Consider the following 19,982-nt stretch of genomic DNA (forward strand, 5'->3'; position numbering starts at 1 on the left):
AATCATGCCAGCCTTGGCGGCTGGCGCCTAATGCGGGCCCTGGCCGACCATCCGGCCGGCGCGCCATCGCCGCTCAACGCCCTGCGGCGATGGCTTCGTCCAGCACCTCGATCCAGTGGCGCACGGGGGTCGCCGTGCCGCTTTGCAGGTGCGTGATGCAGCCGATGTTGGCCGAGAGGATGGCCGCGGGCGGCTGCTCGCCAAAGGCCTCGTCCAGGGCCCCGAGCTTGCGGTCGCGCAACTGGTAGGACAGGCTGGGGTTGAGCACCGAGTAGGTGCCGGCCGAGCCGCAGCACAGGTGCGATTCGTTGCGCGCCACGCGCAGCGTGAAGCCCAGCTTGGCCAAGTGCGTTTCCACCCCGCCGCGCAGTTTCTGCCCGTGCTGCAGCGTGCAGGGGGGGTGGTAGGCGTACTGCACGCCGTCCGGCAGCCTGACGCGCCCCGCCAGGCGCTCGGCCAGCTCGGGCAGCAGGTCCGGCAGCAACTCGGACAGGTCGCGTGTGAGCGCGCTGATGCGCGCCGCCTTGGCCGCGTACTGCGCGTCGTCCTGGAGGATGTGGCCGTACTCCTTGACGGTGACGCCGCAGCCCGAGGCGTTCATGACGATGCACTCCACCCCGCCCGCCTCGACCAGCGGCCACCAGGCATCGATGTTGGCGCGCATCTGCACCTTGCCGCCCTCCTGGTCGTTGAGGTGGAACTTGACGGCACCGCAGCAGCCCGCCTTGGCCGCCACCAGGGTCTGTATGCCCGCCGCATCGAGCACGCGCGCCGTGGCGGTGTTGATGCCGGGCATCATCGCGGGCTGCACGCAGCCGGCCAGCATGAGCACCTTGCGCGCATGCAGCCCCGTGGGCCAGACGCCCGGGTTCTGCGGCGCCGGCACCTTGGCCTTGAGCGCCGCGGGCAACAGGCCGCGCAGCATCTGCCCGGCCTTCATCGCCGGGGCGAACAGGGGCGAGGGCAGGCCTTCCTTGAGTGCCCAGCGCAGGGCCTGCTCGCCCAGGGGGCGTGGCACCTTCTCGTCCACGATCTTGCGGCCGATGTCCACCAGGTGGCCATACTGCACACCGCTCGGGCAGGTGCTTTCGCAGTTGCGGCAGGTCAGGCAGCGGTCCAGGTGCATCTGGGTGGCACGCGTGGGCGCCTGCCCCTCGAGCACCTGCTTGATCAGGTAGATGCGGCCGCGCGGGCCGTCGAGCTCGTCGCCCAGCAGCTGGTAGGTGGGACAGGTGGCGGTGCAGAAGCCGCAGTGCACGCACTTGCGCAGGATGGCCTCGGCCTGCTGGCCATCGGCGCGGGCGCGGTATTCAGGAGACAGTTGGGTTTGCATGGTGCATGCCTGACAGTTGAAGGGTTCGGCCGCGGCCGACGGATCGGCTCGGCCCTACCAGCCCGCCGCCATGCGCCCGGGATTGAAGATGCCGGCCGGATCGAAGCTGTGCTTGAGGCGCCCATGGATCTGCTCCAGGGCCCGTGATGGCAGGGGAGCATGCCCTGCGCCGCCGGGCTCGCGCGCCGAGGGCGCGCGGAACATCGCCGCGCTGCCACCCACGGACCGCGCCGCTTCGCGCAGCGCATCGCCTGCGGATTCGGGCGCCTGCACCCAGCGCAGCGCCCCATGCCATTCGACCAGGGGTTGCCCACCACCGGGCAAGGCCATCGCGGGCGCGGTGGCCGGCAGCGACAGGCGCCACAGCGCCTGCCCGGGCGCACGCGCGGCAAACCAGGGCAGGGACTGGTCGCGGCAGGCGCTCCAGTCGGCGGCCACGGCGGCACCCTCCAGGCGCTCGCCGCCCATGCTGCGGCAGGCGGCCTCCACGGCGGCCACGGCGCCGCGCACGCGCAGGTGCAGCGCACCATCCTGCCAGCGACTGGCATTGAGGGGCAGGGGCTGACCGCCCCAGGCATGCAGGCGGCGCAGCGCCTCGTCCTGCCCGCATGCGAAGCGCAGCGTGGCCTCGGCAGGCGCCACCGGCAGCACCTTGAGGCTGACCTCGGTCAGCAGGCCCAGCGTGCCCCAGGAGCCGGCCACAAGGCGCGGTACGTCGTAGCCTGCCACGTTCTTCATGACCTGCCCGCCAAAGGTCAGCAATTCGGCCCGGCCGTTGAGCAGCACCACGCCCAGCAGGTAGTCGCGCACGGCGCCCACGCTGGCGCGCGCCGGACCCGAGAGGCCGGCCGCCACCATGCCGCCGACCGTGGCGGCATGCGGCTGCGCACCGAAATGCGGGGGCTCGAACGGCAGGCATTGGCCCTGGGCGGCCAGGGCCGCTTCCAGCTCGGCCAGCGGCGTGCCGCTGCGCACGGTGACCACCAGTTCGCTCGGCTCGTAGTCGACGATGCCCCTGAGCACCCGGGTGTCCAGCACCTCGCCATGCAGCGCCAGGCCGTGGAAGTCCTTGCTGCCGCCGCCGCGGATGCGCAAAGGGGTCTGGTCGGCAGCGGCGGCGCGCACGCGTTCGGTGATCTGGGAAAGGGCGAAATCCATGCCGTGCATCGTAGCGGCTGCACCCTGCCAGGGCGCCTGGCGTGGCCGTGAATTTTTTGAACGGCCAGCGTGAGGCCCGCGATGGGCGCTGGGCCGCGCGCAGCCCTCCAATGAAAAACCCGCCGAAAGGCGGGTTGCTCAAAAAGAAGCCCGCCGGGTGGCGGGCCAAGGGATCCGAGGAGGATTCCGAGGAGACTCTCGCAGAAAAACCAGACTCAAAATTCGGGAGAGACCCGGCTGCGGCGCCACCAGACACCGCAGCCCTGGGCCTATCCCATCACCATCAACGGTTGTAGGCCGTTTCGCCGTGGGACGTGATGTCCAGACCTTCGCGCTCGGATTCTTCCGAGACACGCAGGCCCACCAGCAGGTCAGCGATCTTGTAGGAGATGAAGGCCACGACGCCGGACCACACGATGGTGAACAGCACGCTCTTGACCTGGATCCACACTTGGGCGCCCATGGCGAAGGTGTCAGGCGTCAGGCCGCCCGTGCCACCCAGGCTCTGGGAAGCGAACACACCGGTCAGGATGGCACCCAGGATGCCGCCCACGCCGTGCACGCCGAACACGTCAAATGCGTCGTCCACGTTGAGCAGGCGCTTGAGACCACCCACACCCCACAGGCAGACGATACCGGCGATCAGGCCCAGCACGATGGAACCCATGGGGCCCACGAAGCCGGCAGCAGGCGTCACCGCCACCAGACCGGCCACGGCACCCGAGGCAGCACCCAGCGACGAGGCCTTGCCCTTGTGCAGCGCTTCGCCGGCGATCCAGCTCAGCGTGGCAGCGGCAGTGGCCAGCACGGTGTTCACGAAGGCCAGGCCGGCACCGGCGTTGGCAGCACCGGCGGAACCGGCGTTGAAGCCGAACCAGCCCACCCACAGCAGCGAGGCACCCACCATGGTCAGCGTCAGGCTGTGGGGCGTCAGGGCTTCCTTGCCGAAGCCGATGCGCTTGCCCACCATGTAGGCACCCACCAGGCCAGCGATACCGGCGTTGATGTGCACCACCGTACCACCGGCGAAGTCCAGCGCGCCGTCGGCACCCAGCAGGCCGCCGCCCCACACGATGTGGGCCATGGGCACGTAGCTGAAGGTGAACCACAGCACCGAGAAGATCAGCACGGCGGAGAACTTGATGCGCTCGGCGAAGGAGCCGACGATCAGGGCCACGGTGATGGCCGCGAACGTGCCCTGGAAGGCGATGAACACGTACTCGGGGATGGTGATCAGGGCACCGAAGGTTTCCTGGGTCACGCCCTTGAGGAAGATCTTGTCCAGGCCGCCGAAGAACTTGCCCTCACCCGAGAACGCCAGGCTGTAGCCATAGATGGCCCACAGCAGCGAAATCAGCGAGAAGACCACGAAGACCTGCATCAGCACGGACAGCATGTTCTTGGAACGGCCCAGGCCGCCGTAGAACAGGGCCAGGCCGGGAATGGTCATCAGGATGACCAGCAGCGTGGAGGTCAGCATCCAGGCGGTATCGCCGGAGTCGACCTTGGGTACGGGGGCTGCAGCTGCAGCGGGAGCGGCCTCGGAGGCGGCGGCTGCAGGAGCAGGTGCCGCCGCAGCGGGGGCGGCAGCAACGGGTGCGGCGGCAGCCGGCGCGGACGCCGCAGCGTCGGCGGCAGGCGCCTGGGCCAGCGACAGTCCACCGACGGACAGCAGGCTCAGCCCCAGAATGCAGGAAGCAAGCAGTTTTTTCATGGCTCTTTTCTCTTGTGTGTGATGCGGCGTACCCTTTAGAGGGCTTCCTTGCCGGTTTCGCCGGTGCGGATGCGCACCACCTGCTCGAGGTGCGTCACGAAAATCTTGCCGTCGCCGATCTTGCCGGTGCGGGCAGCGGCCTCGATGGCCTCGATCACGCGATCCACCAGCTCGTCCGCCACGGCGGCTTCGATCTTGACCTTGGGCAGGAAGTCGACCACGTACTCTGCGCCGCGGTACAACTCCGTGTGGCCCTTCTGGCGTCCGAAACCCTTGACTTCGGTCACCGTAATCCCCTGGACCCCGATGTCCGACAGGGCTTCACGCACCTCGTCGAGCTTGAAGGGTTTGATGATGGCTGTCACCATTTTCATTTTTGGTTCCTCCGGGAAGGGGCGCACCATGCGCCCCTCAAAGATTTACAGGGTTTTGGTCAGCGTGACGATCACGCGCGACTTGTTGACGGGACCGAAGTAGTCCTTCTTGGTGGCGCCCACCACGGCAGCACCCAGCGACAGGCCCGAACCGAAGTCATAGGCCCCGCCGACGCTGTAGTCCAGGTAGTTGGGGGCAGCGATGTCGCCACCGAAGCGTGTGTAGCCCACCGAGGCCTTGGCGGTGATCTTGGGCGCCACTTCCTGGGAGAACGCCAGGTTCAGGTAGCCGGTGTTGCGGCCCTTGAAGCCCGGACCGGCGTAGGCGAAGTAATCCTTGGACAGGGTGTGCGAGTACTTGGCCGTCACGGGGCCGAAGGTGGCGGCGCCATAGACTTCGGTGGTGTTGCCGTTGCTGTTGCCGGGGTAGATGTAGGTCAGGAGGCCCACGTCCAGGTCGACGGAGCCGGCCTTGAACTTGTAGCCGCCGTAGATGTCGGACTCGATGGAGTTGCCCGAGAGCCAGTCGACGCTGGAGTTCCAGTTGCCGACATAGAAACCGGATTCGCCGAAAGCGTAGTCGAAGCCACCCTGGATGGCGGGCTTGACCGCCTTGACCTTGGAGGCATCCTGGTCCTGGCCACGGAACTTGTAGTTGGTGGTCAGGCTGACGTTGCCCGTCAGCTGGGCGCTGGCCAGCAGAGGCAGGGTTGCGACAAGGGCAGCGCCCAGGAACTTGATGGATGCGCGGGTCATGTTTCCTCCGGTTGGACAAAGTAGGGACAAGCGCTTTAAGCATGGACCGTGCCATGCGCCATCGACACGCAATTCGCCCGGGGCCGGGACAGATGGGGATTCCCTATTAAAGTGAGGGTTGAGGGGATTGCTAACACGCACCACCATGGTGCGATCGTGAAACATTTCACGCCAGCGCACCATAAAACGCACCCATCTGGGGAGAAAGTCGTCCATGAGTCTTGCTTTGGTGCAAAGCCGCGCCCTTCTGGGGCTGCAGGCACCGGCCGTCACCGTTGAAGTGCACCTGGCCAATGGCCTGCCCAGTTTCACCCTGGTGGGACTGGCCGAGGTGGAGGTCAAGGAGGCCCGCGAGCGCGTGCGCTCGGCGTTGCAGAACGCCGGGCTGGAGTTCCCCCACAACAAGCGCATCACGGTGAACCTGGCGCCGGCCGACCTGCCCAAGGATTCGGGCCGCTTTGACCTGCCCATCGCCCTGGGCATCCTCGCCGCCAGCGGGCAGATCGACGGCAGCCGTCTGGCGGGCCATGAATTCGCGGGCGAACTCTCGCTGTCGGGCGAACTGCGTCCCGTGCGTGGCGCGCTGGCCACCAGCCTGGCGCTGCAAACCCAGCAGATCAGCGCCCAGTTGGTGCTGCCGCCGGGCAGTGCCGAAGAGGCCGCCCTGGTGCCCGATGCCCAGGTGGTGCGTGCGCGCCACCTGCTGGATGTGGTGCGCGCCTTCCTGCCACCCGGCACGCCGCCGCCCGAAGGGGACGGCGATGGTTTCACGCGCCTGCAGCCCACGCCCATGGTCACCGGGCTGCAGGGCCCCGACATGGCCGACGTGAAAGGCCAGGCCATGGCCAAGCGCGCGCTGGAGATCGCAGCGGCTGGCGGCCACAGCGCCCTCATGGCCGGGCCGCCCGGCTCGGGCAAGTCCATGCTCGCACAGCGCTTTGCCGGCCTGCTGCCGCCCATGACGGTGCAGGAGGCACTGGAGAGCGCCGCCATCTCCAGCCTGGCCGGCCGCTTCAGCCCCGAACGCTGGGGACTGCGACCCACGGGGCAACCCCATCACACGGCCAGTGCCGTGGCGCTGGTGGGGGGAGGTTCGCCGCCACGGCCTGGCGAGATCTCGCTGGCGCACCATGGCGTGCTTTTTCTCGATGAATTTCCCGAGTTCACCCGGGCTGCGCTTGAGGCGCTGCGCGAACCCCTGGAAACCGGCCACATCACCATTTCGCGTGCCGCACAACGGGCCGATTTCCCTGCCCGCTTCCAGATGATCGCGGCCATGAATCCATGCCCCTGCGGATTCCTTGGCTCCACCCAACGCGCCTGCCGCTGCACACCCGACCAGATTGCGCGCTACCAGGGCAAGCTCAGCGGACCCCTGCTGGACCGCATCGACCTGCATGTGGAGGTGCCCGCCGTGCCTTCGGAGCAGCTGCTCAAGGCGCCGCCCGGCGAATCCAGCGCCACCATCCGCGAGCGCGTGGTGCAGGCGCGGGCCCGGGCCCTGGCGCGCCAGGGCAGGACCAACCAGGCGCTGCAGGGCCAGGAGATCGACGAACACCTGCACCTGGACGATGCCGCCGCCAAGTTCCTCAACACGGCGGCCGCGCGCCTGGGCTGGTCGGCGCGCAGCACGCACCGCGCGCTCAAGGTGGCGCGCACCATTGCCGACCTGGCCGGTGCCGAGGCCACCGCCGTCGGCCATGTCGCCGAAGCCGTTCAATACCGCCGCGTACTGCGCAGTCCGGCTTGAACGCTATAGTTTCGCCACCTCCAGCAGCATCACCCCCATGGCCAGCGCTTCCTCCCCCACCCTCGCACCCACCGCCACCGACGTGGTCGACAACAGCTACCTGCGCACCCTGGTGGGCTACAACGCGCGCCGGGCGTCGCTGTCCATCATCGAGGTGTTCATGGAGCGCATGGCGGTCTATGGGCTCAAGGTGGTGGATTTCTCGGTGCTCTCGCTGGTGGCGCACAACCCTGGCATCACCTCGCGCCAGCTGTGCTCCACGCTGGGCGTGCTGCCACCCAACCTGGTGGGCCTGATCGCGGCGCTGGACCGGCGCGGCCTGATCGAGCGCCGCCCGCACCCGAGCGACGGGCGCGCGATGGGCCTGCACCTGACGCCTGCGGGCGAGGACCTGTGCGATCAGGCCGAGCAGACCGCGGCCCAGCTGGAAATCGACGCCACGGCGCGCCTCACGGCCACCGAGCGCAAGACGCTGATCCGTCTGCTGCAGAAAGTCTACGACTGAGGCACCCGGTCAAACCGCAGCGGGCTTCTCGGCGGCCTTGTCCAGCCCCAGCAGACGCACCGCATTGCCCTTGAGGATGCCGGGCATCACCTCGGGCTTGAAGCCGGCTTCCTGGAAGTCCTTCATCCAGCGCTCGGGCGTGATCAGCGGGTAGTCGCTGCCGAACAGTATGCGGTCCTTGAGCAGGGTGTTGGCGTACTGCACCAGCTGCTTGGGAAAGTACTTGGGGCTCCAGCCCGACAGGTCGATCCAGACGTTGGGCTTGTGCGTGGCGACCGAGAGCGCCTCGTCCTGCCACGGAAAGCTCGGGTGGGCCATGACGATCTGCATGTCAGGGAAGTCGATGGCCACGTCATCCAGGTGCATGGGGTTGCTGTATTCCAGGCGCAGGCCGCCGCCGCAGCGCATGCCGCTGCCGATGCCGCTGTGGCCGGTGTGGAAGATGGCGGGCATGCCGTACTCGGCGATCACCTCGTAGATCGGCCAGGCCATCTGGTCGTAGGGGTGGTAGCCCTGCACCGTGGGGTGGAACTTGAAGCCCTTGACGCCGTGCTCCTCGATCAGGCGGCGCGCCTCGCGCGCCCCCATCTTGCCCTTGTGCGGGTCGATGCTGGCGAAGGCCATCATCATGTCGCTGTTGGCCTTGGCGGCCTCGGCGATCTCCTCGTTGGGGATGCGCCGGCGGCCCATCTTGGACTCGGCATCCACGGTGAACATCACCAGGCCGATCTTCTGCTCGCGGTAGTAGGCCACCGTCTCGGCAATGGTCGGGCGCCGGCCGTTCTTGAAGTACTTGTCGGCGGCGCGGTCGTACTCCTCGCCATAGTTGTCGAACGGGTTCCAGCAGCTCACCTCGGCGTGGGTGTGGATGTCGATGGCGATCAGGTTCTCGTGGTCCATATGTGTCTCCTATGGGAGCCGGGCTTGCATGGCGCCGCCCTTCAGCATGCACCACCACAGGGGGCGCAGATCAAGGGTAACTACCAATAAAAAACCGGGCTGGCTTGCTTGAATTGGTTATTAACTATAACCACAATCCATCCATTACGAAAGCCACCATGACCCATCCAGACATCCATTTCGAGCTCTCCGGCGATGAGCAGGAAGTTGCCGTCATCCGCCTGACCCGCAGCGCCAAGCGCAACGCCTTGAACGACGGCCTGATCCTGGCCCTGCGCGACCTGTTCGAGACCATGCCCGCTGGCGTGCGTGCCGCGGTGATCGACGGTGAAGGACCGCATTTCTGCGCCGGGCTCGACCTGTCCGAGCTCAAGGAGCGCGACGCGGGTCAGGGCCTGTACCACTCGCGCATGTGGCATGCGGCGCTCGAGCGCGTGCAGTACGGCCCCGTGCCCGTGATCGCGGCACTGCACGGCGCGGTGGTGGGCGGCGGGCTGGAGCTGGCCAGCGCCTGCCACATCCGCGTGGCCGACGAGTCCACCTTCTATGCGCTGCCCGAGGGCTCGCGCGGCATCTTCGTGGGCGGCGGCGGCGCGGTGCGCATCCCCAAGCTGATTGGCGCGGCACGCATGACGGACATGATGCTCACCGGCCGCGTCTACAACGCGCAGGACGGAGAGAAGGTCGGCTTTGCCCAGTACCTGGTGCCCGAGGGCCAGGCCTTCGCCAAGGCGCTGGAGCTGGCCAGGCGCGTGGCGCAGAACGCGCCGCTGACCAACTACGCGCTGATGCACGCCCTGCCGCGCATCGCCGAGCAGCCGGCCGACCAGGGTTTCTTCACCGAAGCCATGATGGCCGCGATCGCCCAGAGCGCGCCCGAGGCCAAGTCACGCCTGGCGGACTTCCTGGAAGGCCGAGCCGCCAAGGTGCGCAAAGACTGAGCCCCCATCCCCTACCGCCGGACCTCCATCCCATGAGCGATCTTTCCACTCCCCTCGCGCCGCCGCGCTACCGCCCTGTCCCCTTCGGCGTCACCCGCGTCAATCTGCGCGAAGGCGCACCCGGCGTGCGCTACCTGCAGGCCGATCTGCCCCTGGGCGCCCATGCGCGCCGGGTGACGGACTACCTGGTGCACTGGGCCGAGGCGGAGCCCGAGCGCAGCTTCCTGGCACGCCGCACGCAGCAGGCCGACGGCACCACCGGCGATTGGCAACACATCAGCTACGCCCAGGCACTGGACGCCGCGCGCAGCATCGGCCAGGCGCTGCTGGACAGGGGCCTCTCCGCCGAGCGCCCGGTGGTGGTGCTCAGCGAGAACAGCCTGGAGCATGCGCTGATGGCGCTGGGCTGCATCTATGCCGGCGTGCCCTACTGCCCCGTGTCGCCCGCCTACGCCACCGTGAGCCAGGACTACGACAAGCTGCGCCACGTGCTGGACACGCTGACGCCGGGCCTGGTGTTCGCGGCCGATGGTGCGCGCTTTGGCCGCGCCATCGAAGCCACCGTGGCGGCGGACGTGGAGATCGTGCTCGCCCAGGGCGCCATCGACGGCCGCAAGGCCACCACCTTCCAGAGCCTGCGCAACACCCTGGCCACGCCGGCCGTGGATGCGGCCATGCACGCCACGGGCCCGGGCACCATCGTGAAGTTTCTGTTCACCAGCGGCTCCACCAAGATGCCCAAGCCGGTGATCAACACCCAGCGCATGTGGTGCGCCAACCTGCAGCAGATCACGCAGTCGCTGCCGGTGCTGGCCGAAGCGCCACCGGTTCTGGTGGATTGGCTGCCCTGGAACCACACCTTCGGCAGCAACCACAACTTCGGCCTCACCCTGCAGCACGGCGGCACGCTGTATATCGACGACGGCAAGCCCACGGCCGCGCTGATCGGCGAGACGCTGCGCAACCTGCGCGAGATTGCGCCCACCGTGTACTTCAACGTGCCCACCGGCTTCGAGATGATCGCCGAGGCGATGAAGACCGACGCCGTGCTGCGCCGCACGCTGCTGTCGCGGGTGCGCATGTTCTTCTACTCGGGCGCCGGCCTGGCCCAGCCCATCTGGGACAGCCTGCATGCCACGCAGGAGGCCGAACTCGGCGAGCGCATCGTCATGTCCACGGGCCTGGGGATGACCGAGTCGGCCCCCTCGGCGATGTTCTGCAACAGCCCCGACGTGCGCTCCGGCCACATCGGCGCGCCCGTGCCGGGCATGACGCTCAAGCTGGTGGACGTGGACGGCAAGACCGAGGTGCGCTACCGCGGCCCCAACGTGACGCCCGGCTACTGGCGCTCGGACGCCGCCACGCGCGAGGCCTTCGACGACGAAGGCTACCTGTGCACCGGCGACGCGGTGCTGTGGATCGACGACAACGACATCCACCGCGGCCTGCGCTTCGATGGCCGCATCGCCGAGGATTTCAAGCTCTCCACCGGCACCTTCGTGAGCGTGGGCCCGATGCGCGCGAAGATCGTCGTGGCCGGCGCCCCGTACATCCAGGACGCGGTGCTCACCGGCCTGAACAGGAAGGAAGTGGGCGCGCTGCTGTTCCTCTCGCCCGCCTGCCGCGAGGTGAGCGGCCTGGCTGCCGACGCCCCCTGGGCCGAGGTGATCGCCAGCACCGGCGTGCGCCAGCGCATCCAGGCCGTCATCGACCACCTGGCCCGCGAATCCACGGGCAGCGCCAGCCGCGTGGCGCGCGCACTGCTGATGGCCGAGCCGCCCTCGCTCGACAAGGGCGAGATCACCGACAAGGGCTCCATCAACCAGCGTGCCGTGCTCAAGCACCGCGACGCCCTGGTGCAGGCCCTGCACGACGGCAACGCCCCCGGCGCCATCGTGCCCAACGCCTGACGCGCAACCCCAAGGAGCCATCCATGCAGATCCAAGGACAGACCGCCCTCGTCACCGGCGCCGCATCGGGCCTGGGCGAGGCCACCGCCCGCGAGCTGGCCCGCCTGGGCGCCAAGGTCGCGGTGCTCGACGTGAACACCGCCCTCGCCACCCAGGTGGCCGAGAGCATCAACCGCCAGCATGGCGCCGGCACGGCCGCGGCCTGCACCTGCGACATCACCCAGACCGAGAGCGTGGCCGCCGCCCTGGCCCAGGCCGAAGCGGCCCTGGGCCCGGCGCGCATCCTCATGAACGTGGCCGGCATCGGCAGCGCCAAGCGTGTGGTGCAGCGCGACGGCAGTGCAGCACCACTCGAGGACTTCGCCCGCGTGGTGGGCATCAACCTGATCGGCAGCTACAACATCAGCCGGCTGTTCGCAGCGGCGTGCGCCAGGCTGGCCCCCTTGGACAACGGCGAGCGCGGCGTGATGATGTTCACGGCCTCGGTGGCGGCCTTCGACGGCCAGGTGGGCCAGCAGGCCTACAGCGCCTCCAAGGGCGGGCTGGTGGGCATGACCCTGCCCATGGCGCGCGACCTGGCGCAGCACGGCATCCGCGTGTGCACCGTGGCCCCGGGCCTGTTCGCCACGCCGCTCATGAAGGAGCTGCCCGAAGCCGTGCAGCAGTCGCTGGCCGCGAGCATCCCCTTCCCGCCACGCCTGGGCAAGCCCGAGGAGTTTGCCGAGCTGGCGGCCCACATCGTGACCAACGGACACCTCAACGGGGAGGTGATCCGGCTCGATGGCGCCCTGCGCATGGCGCCCCGTTAGCCCCCGTTCCCCGCCCCGTCAACACACCATACCTATACCGGAGACAACCATGACGACGACACGACGCCACTTCGTTCACACCCTGGGCAGCGCCGCCGCCCTCGCGGCGCTTTATCCCCTGTCCTCCTTCGCGCAGGCGCTGGACCAGGTCAAGATCATGTACGGTTTTCCGGCCGGCAGCGCGGGCGACAGCGTGGCCCGCCGCGTGGCCGAGAAGCTGGGCGGCACGGCCTACAGCAAGAACCCGGGCTTCGTCGAGAACAAGCCGGGCGCCGGTGGCCGCATTGCGGTGGAAACGCTGAAGAACTCCCCCGCCGATGGTTCGGTGCTCACCCTGGCACCGGTGTCGGCCCTGTCGGTGTACCCGCACATCTACCCCAAGCTGAGCTACAAGCCCGAGGACGTGGTGCCCGTCTCCATCGGCGCGATCATGCACCACGGCCTGGCCGTGGGCCCGGCCGTGCCGGCCGAGGTGAAGACGCTCAAGGACTTCCTGGCCTGGGCCAAGGCGAATCCGGACAAGGCCAGCTACGGCTCGCCCGGCGCTGGCTCCATGCCCCACCTGCTGGGCGCGCTGCTGGGCATCCGTGCGGCAGTGGATCTCAAGCACGTGCCCTACCGTGGCACCGTGCCCAGCATCACCGACCTGGTGGGCGGCCAGATCGCTGCCGCCATGAACCCCAGCGGCGACTACCTGCAGTACATGAAGACCGGCCGCGTGCGCGTGCTGGCCACCTCGGGCAAGAAGCGCTCGCCCTACCTGCCCGATGTGCCCACCTTCATCGAGCTGGGCTACCCCGACGTGACCTCCGAGGAATGGTTCGGCTTCTACGCCCCGGCCAAGACGCCCGCCGCCACGCTGGCCAGTGCCAATGCCGCCATCACCGGCGCGCTCAAGGACAAGACCGTGATCGACGCGCTGGGCATCGTTGGCCTGGTGGCCCACGGCAGCACGCAGCAGGAGATGCTGGCCGACCAGAAGGCCGAGTTCGAGCGCTGGGGCCCGCTGGTCAAGCAGATCGGGTTCACTTCGGAATCCTGAGTCTGGATTGGCGTCCCCTGGAGGGACGCCCCGGTGGCGCGGGTCTTTGGCCGCGCCAGTTGCCAAGCCGCAGGTACACGACGGATATTGGAAGCACGACCCGCATGCAAGCACACCAGACCCTGGCCGATATCCAGCACCTGCTGTCCGAGGTGCTCCAGGCCCCTGCGCAGTGGCAGGCGCTGGCACCGTTTGCCGACACCGATGGCGACCTCGCGGCGCAGGTGCTGGACGAGGCCGCCAAGTTCGTCGACAGCGCCATCGCTCCGCTGCAGCGCATCGGCGATGAAGAAGGCTGCCGCTTCGAAGCCGGCACCGTCACCACGCCCGCCGGCTTTCGCGCGGCCTACCAGGACTTCTGGCAGGCCGGCTGGCCCTCGCTGGCCTGTGCGCCCGAGGATGGCGGCCAGGGCCTGCCGGCGGTGCTCGACTGCGTGCTCTTCGAATGGCTGGCCGGTGCCAACCACGGCTGGACCATGGCGCCCGGCCTGCTGCACGGCGCCTACGAATGCCTGCGCCACCATGGCAGCGAGGCCCTGAAGGCGCAGTACCTGCCCCGGATCGCCAGCGGGGAGTGGCTGGCCACCATGTGCCTGACCGAAGCCCATGCGGGCAGCGACCTGGGCCTGGTGCGCACGCGCGGCGTGCCGCAGGCCGACGGCAGCGTGCGCGTGAACGGCAGCAAGATCTTCATCTCCGGCGGCGAGCACGACCTCACCGACAACATCGTGCACCTGGTGCTGGCGCGCCTGCCCGACGCACCGGCCGGCCCCAAGGGCCTGTCGCTGTTCCTCGTGCCCAAGCGGCTGGGAGATGGCGCGCGCAATGCCGTGGTGTGCGAGCGCATCGAAGAGAAGATGGGTCTGCACGGCAGCCCCACCTGCGTGATGCGCTTCGACGACGCCACGGGCTGGCTGGTGGGCGAGCCGCACAAGGGCCTGGCCGCCATGTTCGTGATGATGAACGCCGCGCGCCTGCATGTGGGCCTGCAGGGGCTGGGGCTGCTCGAAGCCGCCTGGCAGAAGGCCAGCGCCTATGCGCAGGAGCGCCGCCAGATGCGCGCCCCCAAGGCCGGGGGCGGCACGGCATCGCCGGGCCCGGACCCGATTGCCGAGCACCCGGCCATGCGCCGCATCCTGCACACCCAGCGCGCATGGATCGACGGCGGGCGCGTGCTGGCCTACCACACCGCCCTGCAGCTCGACGGGGCGCGCCACCACCCCGATGCCACCGAGCGCGCCGTGGCCCAACGCTGGTGCGCGCTGGTCACGCCCGTGCTCAAGGCCGCGCTGACCGATCAGGCCTTCCACGGCGCAAGCGCCTGCCTGCAGGTCTTTGGCGGCCACGGCTATGTGCGCGAGTGGGGCATGGAGCAGATCGTGCGCGACGCTCGCGTGGCCATGATCTACGAGGGCACCAACGAGATCCAGGCCATCGACCTGCTGGTGCGCAAGGTGCTGGCCGATGGCGGCCAGGGCCTGTGCGCCCTGCTCGCATCGCTGCGCCATGGCCTGCCGCAGGACGAGGCGGCCAACACCCGGCGCAACGCACTGGCGGACACCACGCGCGCCCTGGTGGCCGCGGCAGCCACCGATCCGCAGCTCCCGTACTGGGTGGCCGACGACTACCTGCGCGCCATGGCCCTGGTGCTGCTGGAATGGGCCTGGGCCCGCATTGTGGCCACCCCCGCCAGCCAGGGCCCGCGCTGGGCCGAGCCGGCCCGTGCCTTCGCCACCTGGGTGCTGCCCGAATTCGACATGTGCCTGGCCATCATCCGCCAGCGCCTGTCCACCGCCGCTGCCGACGTCCATCGACGTCACGCGCCCGCCATGGCTGCCGCCTGACGGTCCACGCCTTTTCTCTCTTCGCTTTCCCCATCCCACAGCGCTTCGAGGCCGCGCTGCGGGTCTGCCTGCCTGCGCCTTGCGACAACTTACGAGGAGACAACACCATGAAGAGGAACGAGGGTATCTGGAACCTGCACGGCCTGGGCCGCCCCCTGGCACTGGCGGCATTGCCCGCGGCGGCACTGCTGGTCGCCGGTTGCGGCGGATCGGACGGTGGGCTGCGGCAACTGTCTGCGGCCTCGCCGGGCACGCTGCAGTCCTGCGCCAACCTGGCCACCACGCTGGCGCTGCCCAACACGCGCATCGCCTCCGCCGTGCCCGTGGCCGAGGGCGAGCTCAAGGCCACCGGCGTGAACACCCCCATCCCGGCGCACTGCCTGGTCAAGGGCGCGATGAACCAGCGCACCAGCGCCGTCGATGGCGCGAGCTATGCCATCGGCTTCGAGATGCGCATGCCCGTGGCCTGGAACGGCCGCTTCCTCTACCAGGCCAATGGCGGCCTGGACGGCAGCGTGGTCACCGCACTGGGCGCAACCAGCGGTGCCTCGCCCGTGGCGCCCGCGCTGAGCCAGGGCTTCGCGGTGCTCAGCTCCGACGCGGGGCACAGCGCACCCACGCCCTTCTTCGGCGTGGACCCGCAGGCCCGGCTGGACTATGGCTACACGGCCGTGGGCAGCCTCACACCCATGGCCAAGGACCTCATCAAGAGCGCCTATGGCAAGGCGCCCGACCGCTCCTACTTCGCCGGCTGCTCCAACGGCGGGCGCCATGCCATGGTGGCCGCCTCGCGCTATGCGGACCAGTACGACGGCATCCTCGCCGGCAACCCGGGCTTTCACCTGCCCAAGGCGGCCACGGCCCAACTGTGGAAGGCCCAGCAGTACGCCAAGGTCTCCACTCCCGACGCCAGCGGCCAGCCCGACCTGAACACTTCGGTGACGGCCGCCGAGTACAAATTGCTGGGCAGCCGCATCCTGGCCAAGTGCGACGCGCTGGACGGCGTGACCGACGGCCAGGTCAACGACGTGGCGGCCTGCCAGGGCGCCTTCAACCTGCAGACCGATGTGCCGAGCTGCGCGCCCGGTGCCGCGCGCGATGGCAGCTGCCTGACCCCGGCGCAAAAAACCGTACTGGCCGACATCTTCGCCGGCCCCAAGAACAGCAAGGGCGAAGCGCTGTACACCGGCACCTGGTTCGACCCGGGCGTGGGCGGCGCCAACTTCGCACAATGGCACCTGGGCTCGCCCGCCACGCGCGACGCCGGCGCCGTGGCCTTCATCTTCACCTCGCCGCCGTCCACGGTAGCGGCCTTCAGCGCCACCACGGGCCTGCAGTACGCCCTGGCCTTCAGCATGGAGACCGACTACCCGAAGATGTTCGCCACCAGCGCGCTCTACCCCGAGTCGCCCTGGTCCTTCATGACGCCACCCAACGAAGCCGATCTCGGCACCCTCAAGGAACGCGGTGCCAAGATGATGGTCTACCACGGCGTGGCCGATGGCGTGTTCTCCCCCGTGGACACCGCCAACTGGATGGACCGGTTGCAGGCCCACCACAAGGGCGATGCCGCGGGCTTTGCGCGCCTGTACATGGTGCCCGGCATGAACCACTGCTCGGGTGGCCCGGCCACCGACCAGTTCGACATGCTGGCCCCGCTGGTGCAATGGGTGGAACAGGGCAAGGCGCCCGACACCGTGCTGGCCCAGGCGCGCGGCGCCGGTGCCAACGTGGTCAACACCGAGCTGCCCGCCAGCTGGTCGGCCAACCGCACGCGCCCGCTGTGCGTCTACCCCAAGGTGGCGCGCTACAACGGCACGGGCGATGTGGAGAACGCCAGCAGCTTCAGCTGCCGGTGAGCGGCTGATTGCGGGGGCGACAGGCTCCCGGGAGTAGCCGCCAGGTCACAGCGGTAACAGGGGGTGAGTGCGATGGCGCCCGCCCCCTGGCCGCTGGCACACTGCGCCCATGTTGTGAACCCACGAAGGACCACGCCATGGAAACCCAGGAACTGCACCGCGGCCGCCTGATCGACCACATCCAACTGGTGGTGCGCGATCTGTCGGCCAGCCAGGCCTTCTACACCGCCATCTTCGAGGTGCTCAAGGTGCCGATGGGCGGCACCGCCGAAGACTATTTCTGGGCCGACGAGCTCTTCGTCTCCACGTCCAAAAGTGCTGCGGCACAGGGCCACCTCACGGGCCGGCACCACCTGGCCTTCCAGGCACAGGACGAGGCCATGGTGCAGGCCTTCTACAAGGCGGCCCTGGCCCATGGCGGCAAGGACAATGGCGCCCCGGGCGAGCGCCCCTACCACCCCGGCTACTACGCGGCCTTCGTGCTCGACCCCGATGGCAACAACATCGAGGCCGTGTTCCACGGCAAGGCCCAGCGCAGCGCGCCGTCGGTCAAGATCACGTTCTAGCTTCCACGAAGCGGTGGATCGTGTGCCCGTGCGAGTCCACGGCCACCGTGACCGGAAAGTCCACCACCTCGAACTCATGGATGGCCTCCATGCCCAGGTCGGCAAAGGCCAGCACCCGTGCCTTGCGGATGGAGCGCGACAGCAGGTAGGCCGCGCCCCCGGTCGCCGCGAGGTAGGCCGCGCCATGGCGGCGAATGGAGGCGATCGCATCCGGCCCGCGCTCGGCCTTGCCCACCATGGCCAGCAACCCGGTCTGCGCCAGCAGCGGCTCCACGAAGCGGTCCATGCGCGTGGCGGTGGTCGGCCCGGCCGGGCCCACGGCTTCGCCGGCCACGGCGTCCACCGGGCCCACATAGTAGATGGTGCGGCCGCGCAGGTCCACCGGCAGCGGCTCGCCGCGCTGCAGCAGGTCCACGAGGCGCTTGTGCGCGGCATCGCGCGCGGTGAGCAGGGTGCCCGTGAGCAGCAGGGTCTGGCCGACCTTCCAGCGGCCGACCTCGGCACGATCCAGCGTGTCCAGGTCCACGCGCACCGCATCGTCCACCGTGAAGTGGTCGGGAATGTCGTCCCAGGCGTCGAGCGACAGGTCCGGCAGCGGCGCCGGCCCCGTGCCGTCCAGCGTGAGGCGCAGGTAGCGTGTGGCCGCACAGTTGGGGATCAGCGCCACCGGAATCGTGGCCGCATGGCAGGGTGCGCTGCGCACCTTGACGTCGAGCACGGCCGAGAGGCCGCCCAGCCCCTGGGCGCCGATGCCCAGCGCATTGCTGCGCGCGTGCAGGTCCAGGCGCAGCGCCTCCTCGGGCGTGGCCGCGCCGCGCGCCTGCAGTCGGTCGATGTCGATGGCATCGAACAGCGACAGCTTGGCCTGCAGCATGGCCTGCTCGGGGCTGCCGCCGATGCCGATACCCAGCACGCCGGGCGGGCACCAGCCCGCGCCCATGCCGGGCAACTGGGCCAGCACCCAGTCGGCCACGCTGTCGCTGGGGTTGAGCGTGGCAAAGCGCGCCTTGACGTCACCGCCGCCGCCCTTGGCCACTACCAGCAGTTCCAGCGCATCGCCCTCCACCAGGTCGCAGTGCACGATGGAAGGCGTGTTGTCGCGCGTGTTGGTGCGCGCACCCAGTGGGTCGGCCACCATGGTGGCGCGCAGCGGGTTGGCCGGGTCGCCATAGGCCGTGCGCACCGCTTCGTCGGCCACCGCCTGCAGGCTGCGCAGCGCGGCGCCGTCGTGGCGCACAAAGGCCACGCCCAGGCCGATGCGCAGGAACACCTGGGCCACGCCCGTGTCCTGGCACAGCGGGCGCCGGCCCAGCGCCGCCATGCGGCTGTTCACCAGCAGCTGGCCCATGGCGGCACGCGCCGGGGCATGGGTCTCGGCCGCATGCGCGCGGCGCAGCGCGCGCACGAAGTCGGGCGGGTGCCGGTGGCTGATGAACTGCAGCGCCTGGGCGATGCTGGTGGCCAGGTCTTCCTGCGCGATGCGGGTCATGGGCTGTGTTTCTTGCTCAGTCGATCTGGATCTTGGCGTCGGTCGCCACCTTGCGCCACTTGTCCACCTCGGCCGCGGTGTGCTTGGCGAATGCCTCGGGCGCGTACTGGGCTTCGGGCAGCAGGTGGATGCCCTGGGCCACCATGCGCGCCGTCCAGGGCTTGTCGGCCAGGGCCTTGAGGTAGGCCTGGTGGAGCTTTTGCACCACGTCCTTGGGCACCCCCTTGGGCGCATACAGGCCATACCAGGTGGCGGCCTCGAAGCCGGGCAAGGTCTTGTCGGCCAGCGGGGCCACGTTGGGGTACTGCTGCGGCATGGGCGTGAGCGAGGTCAGCGCAATCGCATTGAGCCGCCCGCCCGTGACCTGGGGCAGCGCGGTGTTGCTCTGGTCGAACATCGCCTCCACCTGCCCGCCCACCAGGTCGTTCATGGCCGGGGCCGCGCCCTTGTACGAGATGGACGTGACCTCGATGCCGGCGCGCGACTCGAACAGCGCGGCGATCAGGTGCGAGGTGGAGCCCACGCCCGCATTGCCGAAGTTGATCTTGCGCGGGTTGGCCTTGGCCGCCGCGATCAGCTCGGCCGCCGTCTTGTAGGGCGAGCTCTTGGGCACCAGCAGCACCAGCGGCGTGTCGGGGAAGCGGAACACCGCCTCGAAGTCCTTCACCGGATCGTAGGCCAGCTTCTTGTACAGCGAAGGCGCCGCGCCCATGTAGCCCATGTGGCCGACCAGGAAGGTGTAGCCGTCGGGCGCCGACTTGGCGGCCTTGGCCGCGCCGATGGTGCCGCCCGCGCCAGCCGCGTTCTCGATCACGATGGACTGTCCGATCTGGCGCCCCACCTTGTCGGCGATGTCGCGCGCCATGGCGTCGGTGGGCCCGCCCGCTGCGAACGGCACGACCCAGGTGAGCGGCTTGGCAGGCCAGGCCTGCTGGGCGTGGGCGAAGGTGGCGGCGCACAGCAATGCGGCGGCGGCACCGAGGACTTTGGCGGTGTTCATGGACTTGTCTCCTGCAACGGTTGTGGGAAGGA

At 69.2% G+C, this 19,982-nt stretch carries 17 protein-coding genes; 9 read left to right on the plus strand and 8 right to left on the minus strand.

Going from position 1 to position 19,982, the window contains the following annotated elements; all coding sequences use genetic code 11:
- Positions 1–73: 73 nt before the first annotated feature.
- The 5 genes from glcF to AC07PF_RS28105 all read right to left on the minus strand — a co-directional run bounded on the left by glcF (position 74) and on the right by AC07PF_RS28105 (position 5,335).
- Complete coding sequence (gene glcF, locus AC07PF_RS28085) at positions 74–1,333, minus strand: glycolate oxidase subunit GlcF (RefSeq protein WP_494614083.1); 1,260 nt, start codon at positions 1,331–1,333, stop codon at positions 74–76.
- A gap of 54 nt (positions 1,334–1,387) precedes the next feature.
- The gene (gene glcE / locus AC07PF_RS28090; protein WP_494614084.1) at positions 1,388–2,500 is read right to left on the minus strand and encodes a glycolate oxidase subunit GlcE; all 1,113 of its coding nucleotides are present in this window, start codon (positions 2,498–2,500) and stop codon (positions 1,388–1,390) included.
- A 274-nt stretch (positions 2,501–2,774) separates the two neighbouring features.
- Positions 2,775–4,205 carry an ammonium transporter gene (locus AC07PF_RS28095; RefSeq protein WP_145694344.1) on the minus strand — a complete coding sequence of 477 codons (1,431 nt, stop codon included), beginning with the start codon at positions 4,203–4,205 and terminating at the stop codon, positions 2,775–2,777.
- A gap of 35 nt (positions 4,206–4,240) precedes the next feature.
- Positions 4,241–4,579 (minus strand): P-II family nitrogen regulator, encoded by a 339-nt coding sequence (gene glnK, locus AC07PF_RS28100; protein WP_007851823.1) that lies wholly within the window; start codon positions 4,577–4,579, stop codon positions 4,241–4,243.
- 45 nt (positions 4,580–4,624) lie between these two features.
- The gene (locus AC07PF_RS28105; protein ID WP_494614085.1) at positions 4,625–5,335 is read right to left on the minus strand and encodes a TorF family putative porin; all 711 of its coding nucleotides are present in this window, start codon (positions 5,333–5,335) and stop codon (positions 4,625–4,627) included.
- A gap of 214 nt (positions 5,336–5,549) precedes the next feature.
- On the opposite strand from AC07PF_RS28105, the gene AC07PF_RS28110 reads away from it, so the two are divergent.
- Together AC07PF_RS28110 and AC07PF_RS28115 are read left to right on the plus strand one after the other, a co-directional pair.
- Entirely contained in the window at positions 5,550–7,085 is a 1,536-nt protein-coding gene (locus AC07PF_RS28110) for a YifB family Mg chelatase-like AAA ATPase (RefSeq protein ID WP_494614086.1), read from the plus strand.
- Positions 7,086–7,122: 37 nt separating this feature from the next.
- Entirely contained in the window at positions 7,123–7,590 is a 468-nt protein-coding gene (locus AC07PF_RS28115; RefSeq protein ID WP_007849356.1) for a MarR family winged helix-turn-helix transcriptional regulator, read from the plus strand.
- A gap of 9 nt (positions 7,591–7,599) precedes the next feature.
- Here the strand turns inward: AC07PF_RS28115 and AC07PF_RS28120 are convergent, their stop codons facing one another.
- Entirely contained in the window at positions 7,600–8,490 is an 891-nt protein-coding gene (locus tag AC07PF_RS28120) for an amidohydrolase family protein (protein WP_494614087.1), read from the minus strand.
- A gap of 158 nt (positions 8,491–8,648) precedes the next feature.
- Between AC07PF_RS28120 and AC07PF_RS28125 the strand changes: the two genes are divergently transcribed.
- From AC07PF_RS28125 to AC07PF_RS28155, 7 genes are all read left to right on the plus strand, one after another.
- The gene (locus AC07PF_RS28125) at positions 8,649–9,431 is read left to right on the plus strand and encodes a crotonase/enoyl-CoA hydratase family protein (protein WP_007849359.1); all 783 of its coding nucleotides are present in this window, start codon (positions 8,649–8,651) and stop codon (positions 9,429–9,431) included.
- Positions 9,432–9,463: 32 nt separating this feature from the next.
- On the plus strand, positions 9,464–11,341 hold the full coding sequence (locus tag AC07PF_RS28130) for a feruloyl-CoA synthase (protein ID WP_494614088.1): 1,878 nt from the start codon (positions 9,464–9,466) through the stop codon (positions 11,339–11,341).
- Between the two features lie 23 nt (positions 11,342–11,364).
- Positions 11,365–12,150 carry an SDR family NAD(P)-dependent oxidoreductase gene (locus AC07PF_RS28135; RefSeq protein WP_494614089.1) on the plus strand — a complete coding sequence of 262 codons (786 nt, stop codon included), beginning with the start codon at positions 11,365–11,367 and terminating at the stop codon, positions 12,148–12,150.
- A gap of 49 nt (positions 12,151–12,199) precedes the next feature.
- A complete protein-coding gene (locus AC07PF_RS28140; RefSeq protein WP_145694337.1) occupies positions 12,200–13,192 on the plus strand; it encodes a Bug family tripartite tricarboxylate transporter substrate binding protein in 993 nt (330 codons plus the stop codon).
- Positions 13,193–13,296: 104 nt separating this feature from the next.
- Entirely contained in the window at positions 13,297–15,036 is a 1,740-nt protein-coding gene (locus AC07PF_RS28145) for an acyl-CoA dehydrogenase family protein (protein ID WP_494614090.1), read from the plus strand.
- Between the two features lie 107 nt (positions 15,037–15,143).
- Positions 15,144–16,895 carry a tannase/feruloyl esterase family alpha/beta hydrolase gene (locus AC07PF_RS28150; protein WP_494614091.1) on the plus strand — a complete coding sequence of 584 codons (1,752 nt, stop codon included), beginning with the start codon at positions 15,144–15,146 and terminating at the stop codon, positions 16,893–16,895.
- Between the two features lie 137 nt (positions 16,896–17,032).
- Positions 17,033–17,461 carry a VOC family protein gene (locus AC07PF_RS28155; protein WP_494614092.1) on the plus strand — a complete coding sequence of 143 codons (429 nt, stop codon included), beginning with the start codon at positions 17,033–17,035 and terminating at the stop codon, positions 17,459–17,461.
- Here the strand turns inward: AC07PF_RS28155 and AC07PF_RS28160 are convergent.
- Both AC07PF_RS28160 and AC07PF_RS28165 read right to left on the minus strand, forming a co-directional pair.
- Complete coding sequence (locus AC07PF_RS28160) at positions 17,451–18,950, minus strand: fumarate hydratase (RefSeq protein WP_494614093.1); 1,500 nt, start codon at positions 18,948–18,950, stop codon at positions 17,451–17,453. The two genes, AC07PF_RS28155 and AC07PF_RS28160, sit on opposite strands and share 11 nt — an antisense overlap.
- Before the next feature lie 16 nt (positions 18,951–18,966).
- A complete protein-coding gene (locus AC07PF_RS28165; RefSeq protein WP_007849375.1) occupies positions 18,967–19,950 on the minus strand; it encodes a tripartite tricarboxylate transporter substrate-binding protein in 984 nt (327 codons plus the stop codon).
- Positions 19,951–19,982: the final 32 nt, after the last annotated feature.

The organism is Acidovorax sp. GW821-FHT10A04, assembly GCF_059415825.1.

What these genes read in the sequence shown, in the direction of transcription:
- glcF (WP_494614083.1), bottom strand. Translation starts at nt 1,333, where the DNA reads ATGCAAACCCAACTGTCTCCTGAATACCGCGCCCGCGCCGATGGCCAG.
- glcE (WP_494614084.1), bottom strand. Translation starts at nt 2,500, where the DNA reads ATGCACGGCATGGATTTCGCCCTTTCCCAGATCACCGAACGCGTGCGC.
- AC07PF_RS28095 (WP_145694344.1), bottom strand. Translation starts at nt 4,205, where the DNA reads ATGAAAAAACTGCTTGCTTCCTGCATTCTGGGGCTGAGCCTGCTGTCC.
- glnK (WP_007851823.1), bottom strand. Translation starts at nt 4,579, where the DNA reads ATGAAAATGGTGACAGCCATCATCAAACCCTTCAAGCTCGACGAGGTG.
- AC07PF_RS28105 (WP_494614085.1), bottom strand. Translation starts at nt 5,335, where the DNA reads ATGACCCGCGCATCCATCAAGTTCCTGGGCGCTGCCCTTGTCGCAACC.
- AC07PF_RS28110 (WP_494614086.1), top strand. Translation starts at nt 5,550, where the DNA reads ATGAGTCTTGCTTTGGTGCAAAGCCGCGCCCTTCTGGGGCTGCAGGCA.
- AC07PF_RS28115 (WP_007849356.1), top strand. Translation starts at nt 7,123, where the DNA reads ATGGCCAGCGCTTCCTCCCCCACCCTCGCACCCACCGCCACCGACGTG.
- AC07PF_RS28120 (WP_494614087.1), bottom strand. Translation starts at nt 8,490, where the DNA reads ATGGACCACGAGAACCTGATCGCCATCGACATCCACACCCACGCCGAG.
- AC07PF_RS28125 (WP_007849359.1), top strand. Translation starts at nt 8,649, where the DNA reads ATGACCCATCCAGACATCCATTTCGAGCTCTCCGGCGATGAGCAGGAA.
- AC07PF_RS28130 (WP_494614088.1), top strand. Translation starts at nt 9,464, where the DNA reads ATGAGCGATCTTTCCACTCCCCTCGCGCCGCCGCGCTACCGCCCTGTC.
- AC07PF_RS28135 (WP_494614089.1), top strand. Translation starts at nt 11,365, where the DNA reads ATGCAGATCCAAGGACAGACCGCCCTCGTCACCGGCGCCGCATCGGGC.
- AC07PF_RS28140 (WP_145694337.1), top strand. Translation starts at nt 12,200, where the DNA reads ATGACGACGACACGACGCCACTTCGTTCACACCCTGGGCAGCGCCGCC.
- AC07PF_RS28145 (WP_494614090.1), top strand. Translation starts at nt 13,297, where the DNA reads ATGCAAGCACACCAGACCCTGGCCGATATCCAGCACCTGCTGTCCGAG.
- AC07PF_RS28150 (WP_494614091.1), top strand. Translation starts at nt 15,144, where the DNA reads ATGAAGAGGAACGAGGGTATCTGGAACCTGCACGGCCTGGGCCGCCCC.
- AC07PF_RS28155 (WP_494614092.1), top strand. Translation starts at nt 17,033, where the DNA reads ATGGAAACCCAGGAACTGCACCGCGGCCGCCTGATCGACCACATCCAA.
- AC07PF_RS28160 (WP_494614093.1), bottom strand. Translation starts at nt 18,950, where the DNA reads ATGACCCGCATCGCGCAGGAAGACCTGGCCACCAGCATCGCCCAGGCG.
- AC07PF_RS28165 (WP_007849375.1), bottom strand. Translation starts at nt 19,950, where the DNA reads ATGAACACCGCCAAAGTCCTCGGTGCCGCCGCCGCATTGCTGTGCGCC.